This window comes from Dyella sp. 01N36, assembly GCF_056399745.1.
The window spans coordinates 1-15,631 of the sequence record NZ_JBFTRY010000082.1 but is presented as its reverse complement, the minus strand read 5'-3'; the positions used below and the strand labels follow the sequence as shown (position 1 = coordinate 15,631).

The 15,631-nt window shown below is 63.8% G+C and carries 13 protein-coding genes; 8 read left to right on the top strand and 5 right to left on the bottom strand.

The annotated features are described in order from the left end of the window. On the bottom strand, nt 1–1,090 hold a 1,090-nt coding region (gene manD / locus AC1DMG_RS13585), incomplete at its 3' end, for a D-mannonate dehydratase ManD (RefSeq protein ID WP_477180619.1). 108 nt (nt 1,091–1,198) lie between these two features. On the opposite strand from manD, the gene AC1DMG_RS13580 reads away from it, so the two are divergent. The 5 genes from AC1DMG_RS13580 to AC1DMG_RS13560 all read left to right on the top strand — a co-directional run bounded on the left by AC1DMG_RS13580 (nt 1,199) and on the right by AC1DMG_RS13560 (nt 8,476). After that, entirely contained in the window at nt 1,199–1,999 is an 801-nt protein-coding gene (locus AC1DMG_RS13580; RefSeq protein ID WP_441602106.1) for a FadR/GntR family transcriptional regulator, read from the top strand. A 12-nt stretch (nt 2,000–2,011) separates the two neighbouring features. Continuing rightward, nucleotides 2,012–3,427 (top strand): glucuronate isomerase, encoded by a 1,416-nt coding sequence (uxaC, locus tag AC1DMG_RS13575; RefSeq protein ID WP_441602107.1) that lies wholly within the window; start codon nt 2,012–2,014, stop codon nt 3,425–3,427. 32 nt (nt 3,428–3,459) lie between these two features. After that, nucleotides 3,460–4,773: a mannitol dehydrogenase family protein gene (locus tag AC1DMG_RS13570; protein ID WP_441602108.1), complete on the top strand. Its 1,314-nt coding sequence runs from the start codon at nt 3,460–3,462 to the stop codon at nt 4,771–4,773. Between the two features lie 256 nt (nt 4,774–5,029). Continuing rightward, nucleotides 5,030–7,318, top strand: a complete 2,289-nt coding sequence (locus AC1DMG_RS13565; RefSeq protein ID WP_477180618.1) for a TonB-dependent receptor — start codon at nt 5,030–5,032, stop codon at nt 7,316–7,318. Nucleotides 7,319–7,450: 132 nt separating this feature from the next. Beyond that, nucleotides 7,451–8,476: a PfkB family carbohydrate kinase gene (locus AC1DMG_RS13560; protein WP_441602110.1), complete on the top strand. Its 1,026-nt coding sequence runs from the start codon at nt 7,451–7,453 to the stop codon at nt 8,474–8,476. Between the two features lie 43 nt (nt 8,477–8,519). On the opposite strand, the gene AC1DMG_RS13555 is transcribed toward AC1DMG_RS13560, so the two are convergent. Continuing rightward, nucleotides 8,520–10,730: a TonB-dependent receptor gene (locus AC1DMG_RS13555; RefSeq protein WP_441602111.1), complete on the bottom strand. Its 2,211-nt coding sequence runs from the start codon at nt 10,728–10,730 to the stop codon at nt 8,520–8,522. Nucleotides 10,731–10,952: 222 nt separating this feature from the next. Next, entirely contained in the window at nt 10,953–11,096 is a 144-nt protein-coding gene (locus AC1DMG_RS13550) for a hypothetical protein (protein ID WP_441602112.1), read from the bottom strand. 189 nt (nt 11,097–11,285) lie between these two features. Between AC1DMG_RS13550 and AC1DMG_RS13545 the strand changes: the two genes are divergently transcribed. After that, nucleotides 11,286–11,546, top strand: coding sequence for a hypothetical protein (locus AC1DMG_RS13545; RefSeq protein WP_441602113.1), 261 nt, complete (start codon nt 11,286–11,288; stop codon nt 11,544–11,546). A 3-nt stretch (nt 11,547–11,549) separates the two neighbouring features. On the opposite strand, the gene AC1DMG_RS13540 is transcribed toward AC1DMG_RS13545, so the two are convergent. Then, nucleotides 11,550–12,383 (bottom strand): helix-turn-helix transcriptional regulator, encoded by an 834-nt coding sequence (locus tag AC1DMG_RS13540; protein ID WP_441602114.1) that lies wholly within the window; start codon nt 12,381–12,383, stop codon nt 11,550–11,552. 160 nt (nt 12,384–12,543) lie between these two features. On the opposite strand from AC1DMG_RS13540, the gene AC1DMG_RS13535 reads away from it, so the two are divergent. Further along, nucleotides 12,544–13,413 carry an isocitrate lyase/PEP mutase family protein gene (locus AC1DMG_RS13535; protein WP_441602115.1) on the top strand — a complete coding sequence of 290 codons (870 nt, stop codon included), beginning with the start codon at nt 12,544–12,546 and terminating at the stop codon, nt 13,411–13,413. A gap of 78 nt (nt 13,414–13,491) precedes the next feature. Here the strand turns inward: AC1DMG_RS13535 and AC1DMG_RS13530 are convergent, their stop codons facing one another. After that, a complete protein-coding gene (locus AC1DMG_RS13530) occupies nt 13,492–13,779 on the bottom strand; it encodes a hypothetical protein (RefSeq protein WP_441602116.1) in 288 nt (95 codons plus the stop codon). 266 nt (nt 13,780–14,045) lie between these two features. Here AC1DMG_RS13530 and AC1DMG_RS13525 point away from each other — a divergent pair, with 266 nt between their 5' ends. Further along, nucleotides 14,046–15,320, top strand: a complete 1,275-nt coding sequence (locus tag AC1DMG_RS13525; protein WP_441602117.1) for an MFS transporter — start codon at nt 14,046–14,048, stop codon at nt 15,318–15,320. The last annotated feature ends 311 nt before the right edge of the window (nt 15,321–15,631 follow it).

The following is a 15,631-nucleotide window of genomic DNA, read 5'->3' as shown; positions in this document are numbered from 1 at the left end:
GATACAGATAGCCCTGCTCGAAGGAATAGGCGTGAGGGAACACCGCATCGGTTTCGGGCGAGTGGCGCATGTATTCCTGGATGCCGAAGTTGGGCACCCAGCTATCGAAGTGCAGTGCGGCGCCCATGGTCACCGGCGACAGGTCGGTGGCGCCGTGGCTGCCGGTGCGCACCTGGTAGAGCGCGGCCAGATCGGCGATGCGGCGCAGGTGGGTGATGCCGCCCGCGCGCACCACCGTGGTGCGGATGTAGTCGATCAGCTGGTTCTGGATCAGGTCCTTGGCGTCCCAGATCGTGTTGAAGATCTCGCCCACCGCCAGCGGCGTGGTGGTGTGCTGGCGGATCAGGCGGAACGCTTCCTGGTTTTCCGCCGGGGTGGCGTCTTCCAGCCAGAACATCGAATAAGGCTCCAGCGCCTTGCCCAGCTGGGCCGCCTCGATGGGCGTCAGGCGGTGGTGGGCGTCATGCAGCAGATGCACGTCGAAGCCGAACTTGTCGCGCAGCTTGTCGAACAGCGTCGGCACAAAGCGCAGGTATTTGGCGGTGTTCCACACCGTCTCCTGCGGCAGGCCGACGCCGGCCGGCTCGTAGTACATCTTGCCGCGGCCCACGCCGTAGGCATCCTTGACCCCAGGCACGCCGGACTGGGCGCGGATGGCTTTGTAGCCCAGGTCGACATAGCGGGCGACTTCATCCACCGTCTCTGCCAGATCGCCACCATTGGCATGACCATAGACCATCACGCCCTCACGGCTCTTGCCGCCCAGCAGGTCGTATAGCGGCATGCCGGCCATCTTGGCCTTGATGTCCCATAGCGCCGTGTCGACGGCGGCAATCGCGGACATGGTGACCGGCCCGCGCCGCCAGTAGGCGCCGCGATAAAGGTATTGCCAGATGTCCTCGATGCGGCGGGGGTCCTTGCCGATCATACACGGGATGACATGCTCTTCGAGGTAGGCGACGACTGCCTTCTCGCGGCCATTGAGCGTAGCATCGCCGATACCGCTGACCCCTTGATCCGTCTCGATTTTCAGGGTCACAAAGTTGCGACCTGGAGAGGTGACGATCACGCGGGCTCGTTCAATCTTCATGGAGTATCCGGCTTCCATTTCAGCGGCTGGGGGCTATACTGCAGGCATACTATTCTGCCTTGCCAATTTAGACAATATTGGTCTTACTACTTTGGAAAACACAGCGCCATGACCCCTACCAAGAAGGCCAAGAAAGCCGTCGCCGGAGATTCGGCCGAGACGCAGGCCAGTAATGGCAGGCTCTATCAGCGCGTCGCGCACCGGTTGTTCCAGGAATTGGCCAACGGCAAGTACGCGGTTGGCGACCGCCTGCCGGCCGAACGGGAACTGGCCGTCGAGCACGACGTAAGTCGCCCGGCTGTTCGCGAGGCGATGATCGCGCTGGAAGTGCAGGGTCTGATCGATGTGCGGGTGGGTTCGGGCGCTTACGTGCGCCGGCTGCCGGGCATCGACGACAGGCCGGGTTTCAATGTCACGGCGTTCGAGCTTACCGAGGCCCGCCTGTTGTTTGAGGGTGAGAGCGCGGCGCTCGCGGCCACCAATATCACCGACGCCGAGCTCGACGAGCTGGAAGCCCTGGTGCGGCAGATCTCCGATGAAAACCAGCGCCGCAGCGTGAGCGAGAACGCCGATCGCGACTTCCACATGCTGATCGCCCGCTCCACCCGCAACCTCGCCATCGTCAACGCCATCGAAGAGCTGTGGCGGCTGCGTTCCACCTCGCCCGAATGCGCCCTGCTGCACGCCAAGGCGCGTGCCGCCAAGGTGCGCCCTGTGGTGGAGGAGCACAGTGTCATCGTCGAGGCCTTGCGCACGCGCGATCCCGCCAAGGCGCGCGCCGCGATGCGCGCGCATCTGGCCGCCGTGATCGATCATCTGCTGTTCGCCACCGAAGAGCAGGCCCTCGCCAAGGCGCGCGAGGCGGTTGCTTCCACGCGTCGCCGTTTCGGCAACGTCGCTTCGATCTGATTGAGTTCACGCATGGCGCATCCCCTGGTGGTCCATCCGGACCGGTTCTTTCCTGCCGATCCCGCCGCTCGCGCAATCTGCCAGCAGCTCTATGCGCTGGTGGAAAAGCTGCCCATCGTCAGTCCGCATGGCCACACGGACCCGCAGTGGTTTGCCGACAACGAGCCGTTTGCTGACGCGACCAGCCTGCTGCTGACGCCGGATCACTATGTGCTGCGCATGCTCTATAGCCAGGGTGTGCCGCTCGAGGCCTTGGGTGTGCGTCCGCGTGGCGAGAAGTCGGCGCCGGTCGATTCGCGCGCTGCATGGCGCCTCCTGGCCGAGCACTACCACTTGTTTCGCGGAACGCCGTCGCGCACCTGGCTGGACTGGGTGTTCGCCGAAGTGTTCGGCATGCAGCAACGTCTGGATGGCAGCACGGCCGATGTGTATTTCGACCGCATCGCCGAGCAGCTCGCTACACCGGCGTTCCGGCCGCGCGCCTTGTTCGAGCGCTTCAACATCGACGTGCTGGCTACCACCGAATCACCGCTCGACTCGCTGCAGCATCACGCGGCCATTCGTGCCAGCGGTTGGCAGGGCCGGGTGATCACGGCCTTCCGGCCGGACCCGGTGATCGATCCAGAGTTTGAAGGCTTTCTGCCGAATCTGGATCGGCTTTCGCAGCTGACCGGCGAAGACGCCCGCAGCTGGACGGGTTATCTCGCGGCGCTGCGGCAGCGGCGTGCGTTCTTTGCATCGATGGGCGCCACGTCCACCGATCACGGGCATCCCACCGCCGCGACGGCCGATCTTTCCGATGCCGAGGCCGCCGCGTTGTTTGCGCGGGTCACGCGCGGACAGCCGACGCCAGCCGATGCGGAGTTGTTCCGCGCGCAGATGCTCACCGTCATGGCGGGCATGAGTCTCGAGGATGGTCTGGTGATGCAGATTCATCCTGGCAGCTTCCGCAACCACAATCCCTCGCTGTTTGCGCGCTTCGGCCGCGACAAGGGCGCTGATATTCCGCTGCGTACCGAGTACGTGCGCGCGCTGCAGCCCTTGCTGGCGCGCTACGGCAACGAGCCGTCGCTGACCATCATCGTGTTCACCCTCGATGAGTCGACCTATGCGCGCGAGCTGGCGCCCCTGGCAGGCCACTACCCGGCATTGCGACTGGGTCCTGCGTGGTGGTTCCACGATAGTCCCGAAGGCATGCGTCGCTTCCGCAGGGCGACGACCGAGACGGCGGGGTTCTACAACACCGTCGGTTTCAACGACGACACGCGAGCCTTCCTGTCGATTCCTGCACGACATGATCTGGCGCGCCGTATCGATTGCGGCTACCTCGCCGAACTTGTCGTCGAGCATCGCCTCGAAGACTGGGAAGCGGCCGAGCTCGCGGTGGAACTGGCGGGCCCGCTCGCCAAGCGGGCCTATCGCTTGTGAGCACCCGGCTGTCGCGGGCGACCGAGGCCCTGTTGTCGTCGCGCGTCCGTCGCCCCGACTATGCGCGTGACGCGCAAGCCTGTGGCCTAGTGCATCTGGGCATCGGCGCATTCCATCGCGCCCACCAGGCGGTCTATACCGATGATGCGATGAATGCCGGTGATCGCGACTGGGCGATCACCGGGGTCTCGCTGCGCTCGCCCGACGTGAATGCGCTATTGGCGCCGCAGGACGGTTTGTACACGCTCTCAGAGCGCGGGCCTGCCGCCAACACGCCGCGCTTGATCGGTGCGGTGCGCCGCGTGCTGGTCGCATCGCAAGACCCTGGCGCGCTGGTTAGTGCGCTGGCCTCGCCGGACGTGCACGTTGTGACGCTGACGGTGACCGAGAAGGGCTACGTATCCCTTGGCGATGGTTCCATCTACGACTATCTCGGCAAGGCAATGATGCAGCGTCGCGTTGCGGGCGTGGGCGGCTTGAGCCTGGTCAGCTGCGACAACCTGCCGGGCAATGGTGAGCGGCTCGCGGCCGCGCTCGGCGAATACCTCGATGCCACCGACGCGAAAACCGCACGCTGGTTCCGCCGTGAATGCGCCTGCCCGTCGAGCATGGTCGATCGCATCGTGCCGCTGGTGACCGATGCGGACAAGAACGCTGTCGCCGATGACATCGGCATGCGCGACGAAGGCGCCGTGGTCACCGAACATTTTCGCCAGTGGGTGATCGAGGATCGCTTCGCCGGTCCGCGGCCGCGCTGGGAAACCGGCGGCGTGCAGTTCGTCACCGACGTGCGTGCCTACGAGGCCGCCAAGCTCAGAATGCTCAACGGCGCGCATTCCGCGCTGGCTTATCTTGGGCTGGCACGCGGCCACGAATTCGTCCATCAGGCCATCGCTGACGCTGCCATCGCGCCGCTGATCGATCGCCTCATGCGGCAGGAGGCGGCGCCCACGCTGCCTTCGGTGGCGATGGACTTGATGCGCTACGCCGATGCCTTGATCGAGCGCTTCACCAATGCCGGGCTGCCGCATCGCCTGCGCCAGATCGCCATGGACGGTTCGCAGAAGATCCCCCAGCGCTGGCTGGACACCTTGAGCTGGCACAGCCGGCAGGGCCAGACCTGTCCGGCGCTGCTGGAGGCGCTGGCCGCCTGGGTCGACTTCGTGCGTGGTGTGGGTCATGCCGTCGACGATCCGATGGCGGAGCAGCTCGCGGCGCTGTGGATGAGCGAGGGCAGGGGCGGCATCGTGGCCGCTCTGTTCGGTGCGCGAGGTGTCTTTGCTGGCTCTTGGGTGTGTTCCGAAGAAGAGCGGCAGGCCATCACCCGGATGCTGAAAGCAGATTGACCAATTTATTTGCAATTGCTGCCGCGCAGCATTGCAAGTGGTTTGTCAGGCTCGCTCCCTTTGCTATCCGACGATAATCGCGGCGAAAGCGAAACATCTGTTTTGACTATGGTTTTGTCGCGACGCACAAGACTGCGCTGACATTTTAAAAGTTGCCGCTAAATACCAAATCTGCATAACCGGATTGGTTGACGGTGTCTCCATTGACAGGCAGTATTGGTCTGACCAATAAGGCCGTATGGGGAGAGGCCAATTTATGAAGCGCAAGGTTTTAAGCCAGTGGGTGGGAGCCGTACTAGCCGGTTATGTGCTCATGAACACCCCGGCGGTGGCGGCTGACAACGACGCGCCCGCTCAGGCGCAGTCGGGCGACACGACCGCCAAGAACACCACCACGCCAGCGCCTACCAAGGATCTGCAAGCCGTGACGGTGACGGCGGAGAAGCGCACGGAGAACCTGCAGAAGGTTCCCGTGGCAGTGGCGGTGGTCAATGCCGATCAGCTCGAAGCGTTTGCCGTTCGCGACTTCAACGACCTCAATCGCGTCGCGCCGTCGCTGGTCATCAAGCCGGCCGAGAATCCCGTCAACGCATCGCTGACCATCCGCGGCGTGGGCACCTTTGCGTTCTCCATTGGCGTCGAGCCCAGCGTGGCGGTCGTGGTGGACGATGTTCCGATCGCCTTCCAGCCGCGCGCCTTTACCGATCTGTCGGACATCGCACAGATCGAAGTGCTGCGCGGCCCGCAGAGCACGCTGTATGGCAAGTCCGCCTCGGCGGGCCTGATCAACATCACCACCCTGCCGCCCTCGGACACGCTCACGGCCGAAGTCAGCGCGCTGGCCACGGGTGACGGCGAGGCCGGCGGCACGGCGGTGTTCTCCGGTCCCATCACGTCTAACCTCGGTTTCCGCAGCAGCTGGAATTACGACAATTTCGGCGGCAACGTGACCAACCTGTACAACGGCAACGACGTCAATGGTCGTCGCACGCTGTCCACGCGCAACAAGCTGGTGTGGGATCCGACCGAGGCGTTGAACGTCACGTTTGGCTTCGATTACATCGATGGCCACACCACCACCGGACGCCCGTTCATTGCGCTGGGCCCCACCGCCTATCTGCGCGGCGTCTATGCGCCGCCGGTGTTTGCGCCGGGCGTCACGGCCTATCCGGACAATAGCAATGTCGTGAACAACTACACGACGGGCACCGATTACACGGATACGGCCGGTTCGGTGAAGGTCTCCTACGACTTCGGTGGTCCGACGCTCATGTCGATCACCTCGCTGGACAGCTACAAGATGTTCGATCGCCTGGATCAGGACGAATCGGCGCTCAAGCAGCTCGACAACCGTCAGTTCGGCACGTTTGCCTCGCATCAGACCACGCAGGAATTCCGCCTGCTGTCGCCGGGCGATGATCGCTTCCGCTACACCCTGGGCCTGTTCTACGCGGATGTGAACTACAGCCGCAACTTCGGCCGCGGTCCGTATTACTCGCTAGCTTCCTGGTATGCGACCTCGTACTCCAAGCAGTACGCCGCCTTTGGCCAGGTCGAATATGACGTGCTGCCGGATACCACGTTGATCCTCGGTGGTCGCGAAAGCTACGAAAAGATCGGCTACACCTTCAACGACTACATCGCCAAGAAGGCCTTCAACGGCAGCAACGGCGACACCTTCGGCACCTACAAGGTCGGCGTGCAGCAGCAGATCAACGACGACATCATGCTGTACTTCACCACGGCCTCGGGCCACAAGGGTGAGACCTACGATCTGTCGACGGGCTTCAACGCGGTGCGTGCTGCCGGTGGTCCGGTGAAGCCGGAGACCTCGACTGATTACGAGCTCGGCTCGCGCATGCAGTTCCTCGATCGACACGTGACCTTGAACACCACGTTGTTCGATACCCACTACAAGAACTTCCAGGCACAGGGTATCGAGACGCTGTCCGACGGCACCACCAACTACCGTCTGGCCAACGTCGGCAAGCTGCATACGCGCGGTATCGAGCTGGAAAGCGGCTATCACGTGAACGAGGACCTGACCCTTGGCGCCTCGGTCACTTATCTCGACGCCAAGATCACCGAGTTCCCGTTCGCCCAGTGCTATCCCAACCAGACCCTGGCACAGGGCTGCACGGGTACGGCGGTGAAGAGCCAGAACCTGGCCGGCGCGCGCCCCCCGCTCGCGCCGAAGTGGAAGTTTGCCGCCAACTTCAACTACACCCATCCGCTGGGTTCGACCGGCCTGCTCGGTGTGATCGATGGCTCGTATACGTTCCAGAGCGCCGTCAATTACTCGCTCAGCCAGGATCCGCTGACCGTGCAAGGTGCTTATGGCGTGGCCAACTTCGACATCGGTGTGCGCCAGGAGGCCGATCGTTGGGAAGTGGTGGGCTTCGTCAACAACGCGTTCAACAAGCACTACTACTCGAACCTGACCAACTCCACCAGCAACTACAACAATATGCTGGCGGTGCAGTCCTATCTGCCGCGCGATTTCGAGCGCTACTTCGGTATCCGCGCCACCTACAAGTTCCAGTAATCAAGACGTCCCGCGATGCGCTTCCCAGGTGAGGCGCATCGCGGGTAGCCGGAACAGCGGCACGGACGCCGCGGCTGAGCGATGGTTCGCGCTATCCTCCGGTCGGCGACAAAGGTGGAGTGCAACCAGGCGATGAATCCCATCAGTGACGGCAACGTGGTGTGCTTTGGCGAACTGCTGATGCGCCTTTCGCCGGCTCATAACGAACTCTTGCTGCAGTCGCCGAATCTGCGCGTGCATTTTGGTGGCGCCGAAGCAAATGTGGCGGCATCGCTGGCCATCCTCGGCCATCGCAGCGTGATGGTCAGCACCCTGCCTGACAACGCTTTGGGCCGCGCCTGCGCCGGCGAGCTCAAACGCCTGGGCGTGCAGCCGGCCATTCGGTATGCCGATGGTCGCATGGGGCTGTATTTCCTTTCGCCGGGAGCGATGCATCGTCCCGCCGATGTCCTTTACGATCGCGCCGACTCTGCGTTTGCGTTGACCCGCGGCGATGCCTACGACTGGTCATCCCAGTTGGCGGGAGCGAAGTGGCTGCATGTGTCCGGGATCAACCTGGCCTTGGGTGAGGCCACGTCTGCAGCAGCACGGGCCGCGGTGAAGGCGGCACGCGATGGCGATATTCCCGTGTCGTTCGACTGCAATTACCGCAGCAAGCTCTGGGGCGACCGGGCAGGCGATGCCCCATCACTCACGAGCAAGATGGCTGCCGAGGCTGACGTGCTGATCGGCAACGATCGCGATATCGCACTGATGCTCGGCGCCACCTTCACCCAGGAAGATGCCAGCCAGCGTTTTGCGGCCGCCGCCGAGCTTGCCTTCGCGACGTGGCCGCGGCTGCGCTGGATGATCGCCACGGAGCGCCTTCATCACAGTGCGGATCAACAGGACGTGCGTGGTCTTTGCGCAACGCGCGATGGCATCATGCACACGCGATGGTGCGCGCTGCCGGGCATCGTCGACCGCATTGGCACGGGTGACGCGTTTACGGCAGGTTTCCTGCACGGTCTGCTGTCTGGGGCTACCGAGCGCGACGCCCTGGAATTCGCCTTCGCCGCTTTCTGCCTCAAGCACTCGGTGTCGGGCGACGTCAATCTGCTTGGCGAAAGCGATATCCGCCAGTTCATGGCCGGCGAGTCGTTCGACGTCCGCCGTTAGAGGCACTCGCCGGGACAGTCCCGCGAACTCCCATGCGTGTCAATTACAGATCCGCGTGCACGCTCACAAACGCACTGCGCGATTCGCCCACGAGTGCGCCTGCACCATTCGCCGCCACGAAATAGCGTCGGTTGGTGAGGTTGCGCAAGTTCACATCCACGCCCCATACCGATGCCTGATAGCCGAGCAACCCGTTCCACACGACGGAGGACGGGATGCTGTTGGTGTTGGTGATATCGCTATAACTCTTGTCCTGGTAGTTCACGCCACCACCGATGCGGAAGCCGGGCATGCCCGCGATGGGAAAGCGATAGGTGGTCCACAGGTTGCCAAGGAAATTCGGCGCACCCTGCGGACGATGTCCCACCGAGGTGATGCCCTGCGGATTGTCCGTGATGGTAGCGTCCTGACTGGTGACATTGGCCAGTAGATGCCACTGGTCGGTGAGGGCGGTATCGATGGACGCTTCCGCGCCGCGCGTCTTCTGGCTGTCGAATACCACCGCTTCCACGCCATTGAGAGTCGTAGCGGCCGCCACGTGGTCGCGCTTCACGTCGAACGCCGCGGTGTTCAGCACGATCCGGTCGTCGAGCCAGGCGAACTTGATGCCCGCCTCGTATTGCAGCGCGGATTCCGGCGCGCCCACGCCGTTCTGCGTGTTCTCCGAATTGAAGTTGGCCTGATGGCTGCGCGAGACGCCGACATAGGGCGACATCCACGAGAACAGCTTGTAAAGGGCGCCGATATTCCAGCTCAGTGGCGCATCGTTGCAGGAGTCTTCCACGCCGGCGAGCAGTGGCTTGCCATCGGTGCCGAACCGGCCGGGGACGGTGATGCGGGGCCTAAGCGAGGTGTCCCACCAGTCCTGGCGCACACCGGCGCGCAGCTTGAACGCATCGGTGACGTCGACCTGGTCGGTGGCGTAGACGCCGTAGTAGTTCGCACGCAGACGGTCGTCGTCACAGGAGTGCTTGGCGTCGCATTTGAACGTCACGTCGGCGAGCGAGGTTTCCGGCGGCACCGGCGCGAATGCGTCGACGATGTTGGGCAGGTCGGCGGTGCTGCGTTCCGTGGACAGGCGCTGGTTCTGATATTCAAAGCCGGTGAGCAAGGTGTGGTGCACATCGCCGGTGGCGAATCGCCAGACGGGTTCAAACTGGTAGTCGACGCTGTCGTCGGCGTCATCCTGCTGCCGCAGCTGGCGATTCACCACTTCGCCGTTGGTCACCCTGGTGCTGGCGCTGTCGCCGTTCACTACGGCATCCAGCGTGCGGTGAAGGTAGGAGAGGCGATTGTTGATCGTCAGCACATTGCTCACCGCCCACTCGTCGGACAGCGTGGGCCGCACGAAATCCGAATGCGCGCTGGTGAAGGGCGAGGAATACAGCGCATTGATCGACACATGCCGCAGTGGCTGGCCGTCGAAGTAAATGATGCCGTACGAGTCGGGCGTTTCATGGATGTTGCGCGCATCCAGCGCAACGTCGGTGATGTGATTGCCCCACAGCCAGCGCAGGGAGGGGCGCACCTCGTAGTCGTGGCTGTGCAGGTCGCGAAAGCCGTCCACATGCGAGAACGTCGCGTCGACGCGATAATCCAGACCGGCCACGCCGGTAGGGCCGGTGACGTAATCGCTGTTGGTGATCGAGCCGAACGAGCCGTACTGCAGGCTGCCGCCGTAGTGGAACGTGGCGGCAGGTGCGTAATGCACGATGTTGATGGTGCCGCCCGGCGGACCGCTGCCGAACAGCGCCGAGCCCGGGCCTTCGAGAATCTCCACCCGCTCCACGCCGTTGAGCGAGTGCGACAGCCCGCTGAGTTGATCGCCATCGGAGAAGCCATCGCTGTAGATCTGCGCGTTGAGGCCGCGGATCAGGAAGTGATCGAAGTAGCCCTTCGAATCCTGCCCACCGGCATTGACGCCGCTGGCGTTGGCGACCACGTCGCGCAACATGGTCGCGCCTTGCTCGGCCATCAGGGCGCGTGGAATCACCTGCACGCTGGCGGGCAGGTCCTCGATACGGGTGCCGGTCTTGCCCAGCGAGGGCGCGAGACCGGGTTTATTGGTGCGGTCGCTCTGGTCGTAGACGCCATGCACCGAGACGGGCGTGAGAGTCACGGCCTCCTGCGCCCATGCCGTGGAGGCAAACAGCGCGACGCCGGTGAGCAGGGCGAGATGGACGCCATGACTTAGGCGCGAGTGCCGCAGCGGACGCACGGCAGGGGAAAAGCGGCGATCCTGGATATGTGGCATGGGTTCCCTCGGCGGCGAGTGAGGCTCAGCAGGCAGTAACTGAGAATCACTTTCATTTGTTTTGCGCCGTAAGTGCCCGTTGTCGAGGCTATGGTTTAAACGCAAATAACTACGTTTTCCGCAGGATTTTTCAAAGGAATGCCGCGTACCCGGCAGCGATTTGTGGATGCCGGGTAGGCGGCACGCGACACGCGCATCGCACTGGATGCACGTGACCAGACATCAGCCGGTCGCGCGGGATTGGGCTTCGCGCAATTTCTCCGCGCACTCCTCGCAACACACTTCCACCACGCGATGGCCGACGGTCACCTTGATGGCGTTGTCGTCCAGCGGGTAATCGCACGCGGCGCAGGTCCTCTCACTCATGGCACGTCTCCGGATGTCACCCGAGATTGGGTTCACCCAGAAGACCACGCGCCCGTTCTCCTACGCTGTCGAATTCTTTAGCCGTTGGTGGTGACGCGAGATGCCGGGCGCGATTTTTAGGATTCGTCCCATATTTCCCGGCGATGGGCATACCTAAGCTGCGCAGACTCACTCACGCGCAGTCTGTCCATGTCCCCGAACCCGTCTTCCACGTACCTTGCCCGCCCTGTGGACGCACGCAGCGAACGCGCCTGTCGCGCCTGGGCACGGGCGGGCGGCATCATCTGCGCCATCGTCACGCTGATTTCCATGGCGTTCTCCGCCGAGTGGAAAATCCACCTGCTGCTTTCCGATCCCCTCGTGTGGATGACCACCTTGGTCGCGATCGCGGCCGGACTCGTGGGCGGCTACGCGCTGGGCGTGCACCTGCACGTGCCCATCGACGACTGACGATCAGGCGGGACCGCGCGACGCCTGGCGAAACTCGTTAGGCGAGCGGCCATAAGCCTGGCGGAACGCGTTGGTGAAATGACTGTGACTTGAGAATCCCAGTTCCGCCGCAAGGGCCGAGAGATCATCCACCTTGCCCAGCCGATCGAGCGCGCGCGCCAACCGAAGTTGCAGCTGATAGCGATAGAGCGGCATGCCTTCGACCTGCTTGAACACTTGCGTCAGGTAAACCGGCGAGCCGCCGATTTCCTCGCCGATCTCGGCCAGCGTCCAGCGACGCGACAAGTCGCTGGCCAGCAGCATCTTCACGCGATCGGCGAGGCGACGACGGGCGTGCGTGGATGTCGGCGTGCGCGAGGTGCGCGGTCCCAGGCTGCGGCATACCAGGGTGAGCGCGAGCGCCTCGGCTTCCAGCGGCTCGATGCTGTCGTGTTCGAGGTTGTGACGCAGCAGCGCCACCAGCGCTTGCGCACGAGCATCGATGCGCTGCGACTGGGCGCGGAAGATCGTGTCTTCGCCGGTCTGCACCAGCGCCTTGGGCGCCAGCTCGGCAAGCAGCGCGTCCGACAGGCGCAGCGATAAACAAGCATCGCCGCCCTGCAGCGGATGACTCACCTGATAGCCCTGCTGCGCATTGAAGAACAACACGTGATTGGCGTCGGCCACGGTCTGGTCGGAGGCCACGTGGCGCAGGTACAACCCGCGATAGGGAAACACCAGCTGGGTCGAGGCGGCACATTCTTCCGCGCTGCGATGGCGGCAGGTGCCGCTGCAGTGCACGTCGCGCAGCGTCAACGTTTCCGTCGACAGCAGAACCTGGCTGGAGAAACTCGACATGATCGGGCCGGCTGCACTCGTCCGGAGGTGCTGCGAGCATAACAAGGCCCCGCGTGCCCATCCTGTGCCAAGGGTCGGTAGCTAAAGATTCTGACAGCGGGCCCGCGCGGCGAATGGTCTCCTGGTCAGGCCCGATGGCGGGCGTCCCCAGGTCACCACCATGAACCACGATCAGGCCACCCAGGCCCAGGCCTTCCACCAGCTCCACGCCGGCGCCGAACCACTGATATTGCCCAACGCCTGGGACGTCGCCAGTGCCCGCGTGATCGAGCACGCCGGTGCCAAGGCCGTCGCCACCAGCAGCGCCGCGATGGCGTGGGCGCTGGGTTACCCCGATGGCGAACAGATGCCGCTGGACGAGCTGCTGGCGGCCTGTCGCCGCATCGCCGAGGCAGTCTCGGTGCCCTTGAGCATCGATATCGAACGCGGTTATGGCGTTGATGCCGAGGAAACCGGCGGCCTGGTCGGTGCCTTGATGCAGCTGGGTGTCGTCGGCATCAATATCGAGGATGGCAAGGATCCGGCCACCGGCCAACTGGCCGATTCGCGTCTGCTGGCGCAGCGCATCGCCTGCATTCGCGCCGTGGCGGAGCATCGCGGCATCGCGCTGTTCATCAACGCGCGTACCGATACCTATCTGAGCAAGGAGTTGTCGGGCGAGGCGCGCTTTGAGGAAACCCTCAAGCGGGCGCTGGCGTATGTCAGCGCTGGCGCGAACGGCATCTTCGTTCCCGGTCTCGCCGATGCCGATGAAATCCGGCGCCTCGCCGAGCTGCTGCCGGTGCCCCTGAATGTTTATGTGGGATATCCCGGTGCGCCGGACGCGGCGACTTTGCGTGAGCTGGGCGTGCGTCGCATCAGCCTGGGCTGCGGCACCATGCAGGCGGTGCTGTCGCATCTGGCCCGCATCGCGCGGGAAGCGCTGGTCGAAGGTCGCTACGACACCATGGGCGATCACATGCTTTCGGTGGGCGAGGCGAATGGCCTGTTCGAACCAGGCGTAGCCAGCGAACAGCGTCGACGGGCCTGAACTCTCGGCAAGGCAAATCGTTCTCAGGCAAAGCGCCCGCCATGAAGGCGGGCGTTGTGCATGGTGCAACGCATCGCCTTACCAGCGGTTGCGATTGGCGGCATCGGCGGCCAGACGCAGCTCTTCATCGGCCTGGGTCAGCAGCGCCTTGGCGCGGGCGGCATGACCACCGAGCCGATCGTCGTTGTCGATCTGTGCGTCGCTCACAAGCTGCCAGGCCTGCACGATATTCTGCTGGGCGTTGCGCAGGTTGCCGTGGCGATAGCCGATGTCGACCACCGGGCCGCCTTCCTGCGCCATGCTGGCGAACGGCAGGGCCAGCGCGGTGGCCAAAACGATACCCGTGATCAGTGCCTTGGTGTTCATGTCGTGCCTCCGGAAAGGATGAGTGAATGTCTTCATGCAACGTGGATCAGTGCATGGATGAAATGCTCCTCCGATGTCGCCCGTGCCGCTTTCCGATCTGCATGGCCTTTTCCAAATGCCACGGTCGGCGCGTCCAAAGCGCTTGCTGGTATCGTTTGACGGCACGCCGGCCTCGCCCAAGCATGTGAAGGCCGCATGATCGATGGAACCTGGGAGACGGCCGCGCAAGCGCCGCATGGGACGTGACGATGCTTCAGAGAGCGGCCATGAAACGCGCCGGGCAGGGCGGTGTATCGATGACACGTGCATCGATGGTGATTGCCGCGCTATCCACCATCGTGGAGTGGTACGACTTCACGCTCTATCTGTATTTCGCCACGGTGTTGTCGCGCGTGTTCTTCGGCGGTGGCGGCAACTCGTTGCTGGCGACGCTGGCGGGCTTCGCCATTGCCTATGCGATGCGGCCGCTCGGTGCGCTGGTGTTCGGCATCATTGGCGACAAACTGGGGCGGCGCCATACGCTGCTGATGTCGATGGCATTGATGACGGTGGCGATGCTGGCGACGGCGCTGCTCCCGGACTTCCACCGTATCGGCATGGCAGCCGGCTATCTGTTGCTGCTGTTGCGCTGCCTGATGGCGTTCTCCGTGGGCGGCGAGTACACCGGCGTGGTCGCGTATCTGCTCGAGGGTGCGGACAAGCATCACCGGGGATTGATCACATCGCTGGCTTCCGCAGCCAGTGAAATTGGCGCCTTGCTCGCCGTGGGCGTATCCGCGCTTACCGTGGGTTTGATGAGTCGAGAGAATCTCGATGCATGGGGTTGGCGCATTCCGTTCTTCGTCGGCGCGGCGTTGGCGGGGAGCATCTGGGTCGCGCGCTCGGCCATGCAGGAGTCGCCGGATTTCGAGCGGCAGAAGGCGCGTGGCACCGTGCCTGTGTCGCCCGTGCGCGACACGCTGGCGCATCACCGAGCTGCCATTGCGAGGACGTTTGCGATTTCGGCGCTGGGCTCCATTACCTATTACGTGGGCATCACTTATGTGCCGACGTTTCTGAGTTCGACGGGTGCGATAGGCGAGGGCATGTCTCTCGCGTTGTCGACCGTTGCGGCGGTTGCCGTCATTCTCGTTACGCCCTGGGCGGGAGCGCTTTCCGATCGCCTTGGCCGAAAGCCGGTGTTGGTCGTGCTCGCCTTGCTGTGCGCGGCGCTGCCTTCGACGATGTTCGCGCTGATGGCGCAGGGTTCGTTGTGGCACGTGGTGATCGCTGCAGTGGTGCTGGCCTGTGTGGCTGGTGGCGTGAGTGCCGTGGCTGCGTCGGCGACGGCCGAGCAATTTCCGGGTGAGGGACGGCTAAGTGGATTGGCGCTTGGCGTCACGGTGGCCACCGCGATCTTCGGCGGCATCACGCCGTTTCTGGCTGAGCTGCTGGTCAAGATGACGGGGTGGGCGGCGGTGCCGGGGGTGATGATTGCGGTCATCGCGCTGGCGGTGTTGCCGGTGTTGATGACGATGCCGGAGACGCGGCCGCGGGCTTGAACGGGTTGCGGCCATTCCTTCACCCGCCCGCCGCGTCATACGGGGACCCCGAGGGCCTGGAGCCGCATCAAGAGCCGAATAGCGCGCGTCGTTGCCGGACCGGGTAGTTCTTTTGTAGGAGCGCACTTGTGCGCGACCAGCCTACGAAGCGGTACATCCCAGCCCTGCGGTCGCGCACAAGTGCGCTCCTACAAGGGTGCGCGCGCCTTGGGTCGCAGATTGAGAGTGATGGGCGGCGATTTTCTTGTGGGAGCGCACCCTGTGCGCGACAAACCTACAGAGCGGTACACCCCGGCGTGGCTGTCGCGCAC

Bases quoted from the DNA above. Each gene is read 5' to 3' on its own strand.
- uxaC (WP_441602107.1), top strand. From the start codon at position 2,012: ATGGCGCATCCCCTGGTGGTCCATCCGGACCGGTTCTTTCCTGCCGAT.
- AC1DMG_RS13555 (WP_441602111.1), bottom strand. From the start codon at position 10,730: ATGCCACATATCCAGGATCGCCGCTTTTCCCCTGCCGTGCGTCCGCTG.
- AC1DMG_RS13530 (WP_441602116.1), bottom strand. From the start codon at position 13,779: ATGAACACCAAGGCACTGATCACGGGTATCGTTTTGGCCACCGCGCTG.
- AC1DMG_RS13545 (WP_441602113.1), top strand. From the start codon at position 11,286: ATGTCCCCGAACCCGTCTTCCACGTACCTTGCCCGCCCTGTGGACGCA.
- AC1DMG_RS13565 (WP_477180618.1), top strand. From the start codon at position 5,030: ATGAAGCGCAAGGTTTTAAGCCAGTGGGTGGGAGCCGTACTAGCCGGT.
- AC1DMG_RS13535 (WP_441602115.1), top strand. From the start codon at position 12,544: ATGAACCACGATCAGGCCACCCAGGCCCAGGCCTTCCACCAGCTCCAC.
- AC1DMG_RS13580 (WP_441602106.1), top strand. From the start codon at position 1,199: ATGACCCCTACCAAGAAGGCCAAGAAAGCCGTCGCCGGAGATTCGGCC.
- AC1DMG_RS13550 (WP_441602112.1), bottom strand. From the start codon at position 11,096: ATGAGTGAGAGGACCTGCGCCGCGTGCGATTACCCGCTGGACGACAAC.
- AC1DMG_RS13560 (WP_441602110.1), top strand. From the start codon at position 7,451: ATGAATCCCATCAGTGACGGCAACGTGGTGTGCTTTGGCGAACTGCTG.
- AC1DMG_RS13525 (WP_441602117.1), top strand. From the start codon at position 14,046: ATGAAACGCGCCGGGCAGGGCGGTGTATCGATGACACGTGCATCGATG.
- AC1DMG_RS13540 (WP_441602114.1), bottom strand. From the start codon at position 12,383: ATGTCGAGTTTCTCCAGCCAGGTTCTGCTGTCGACGGAAACGTTGACG.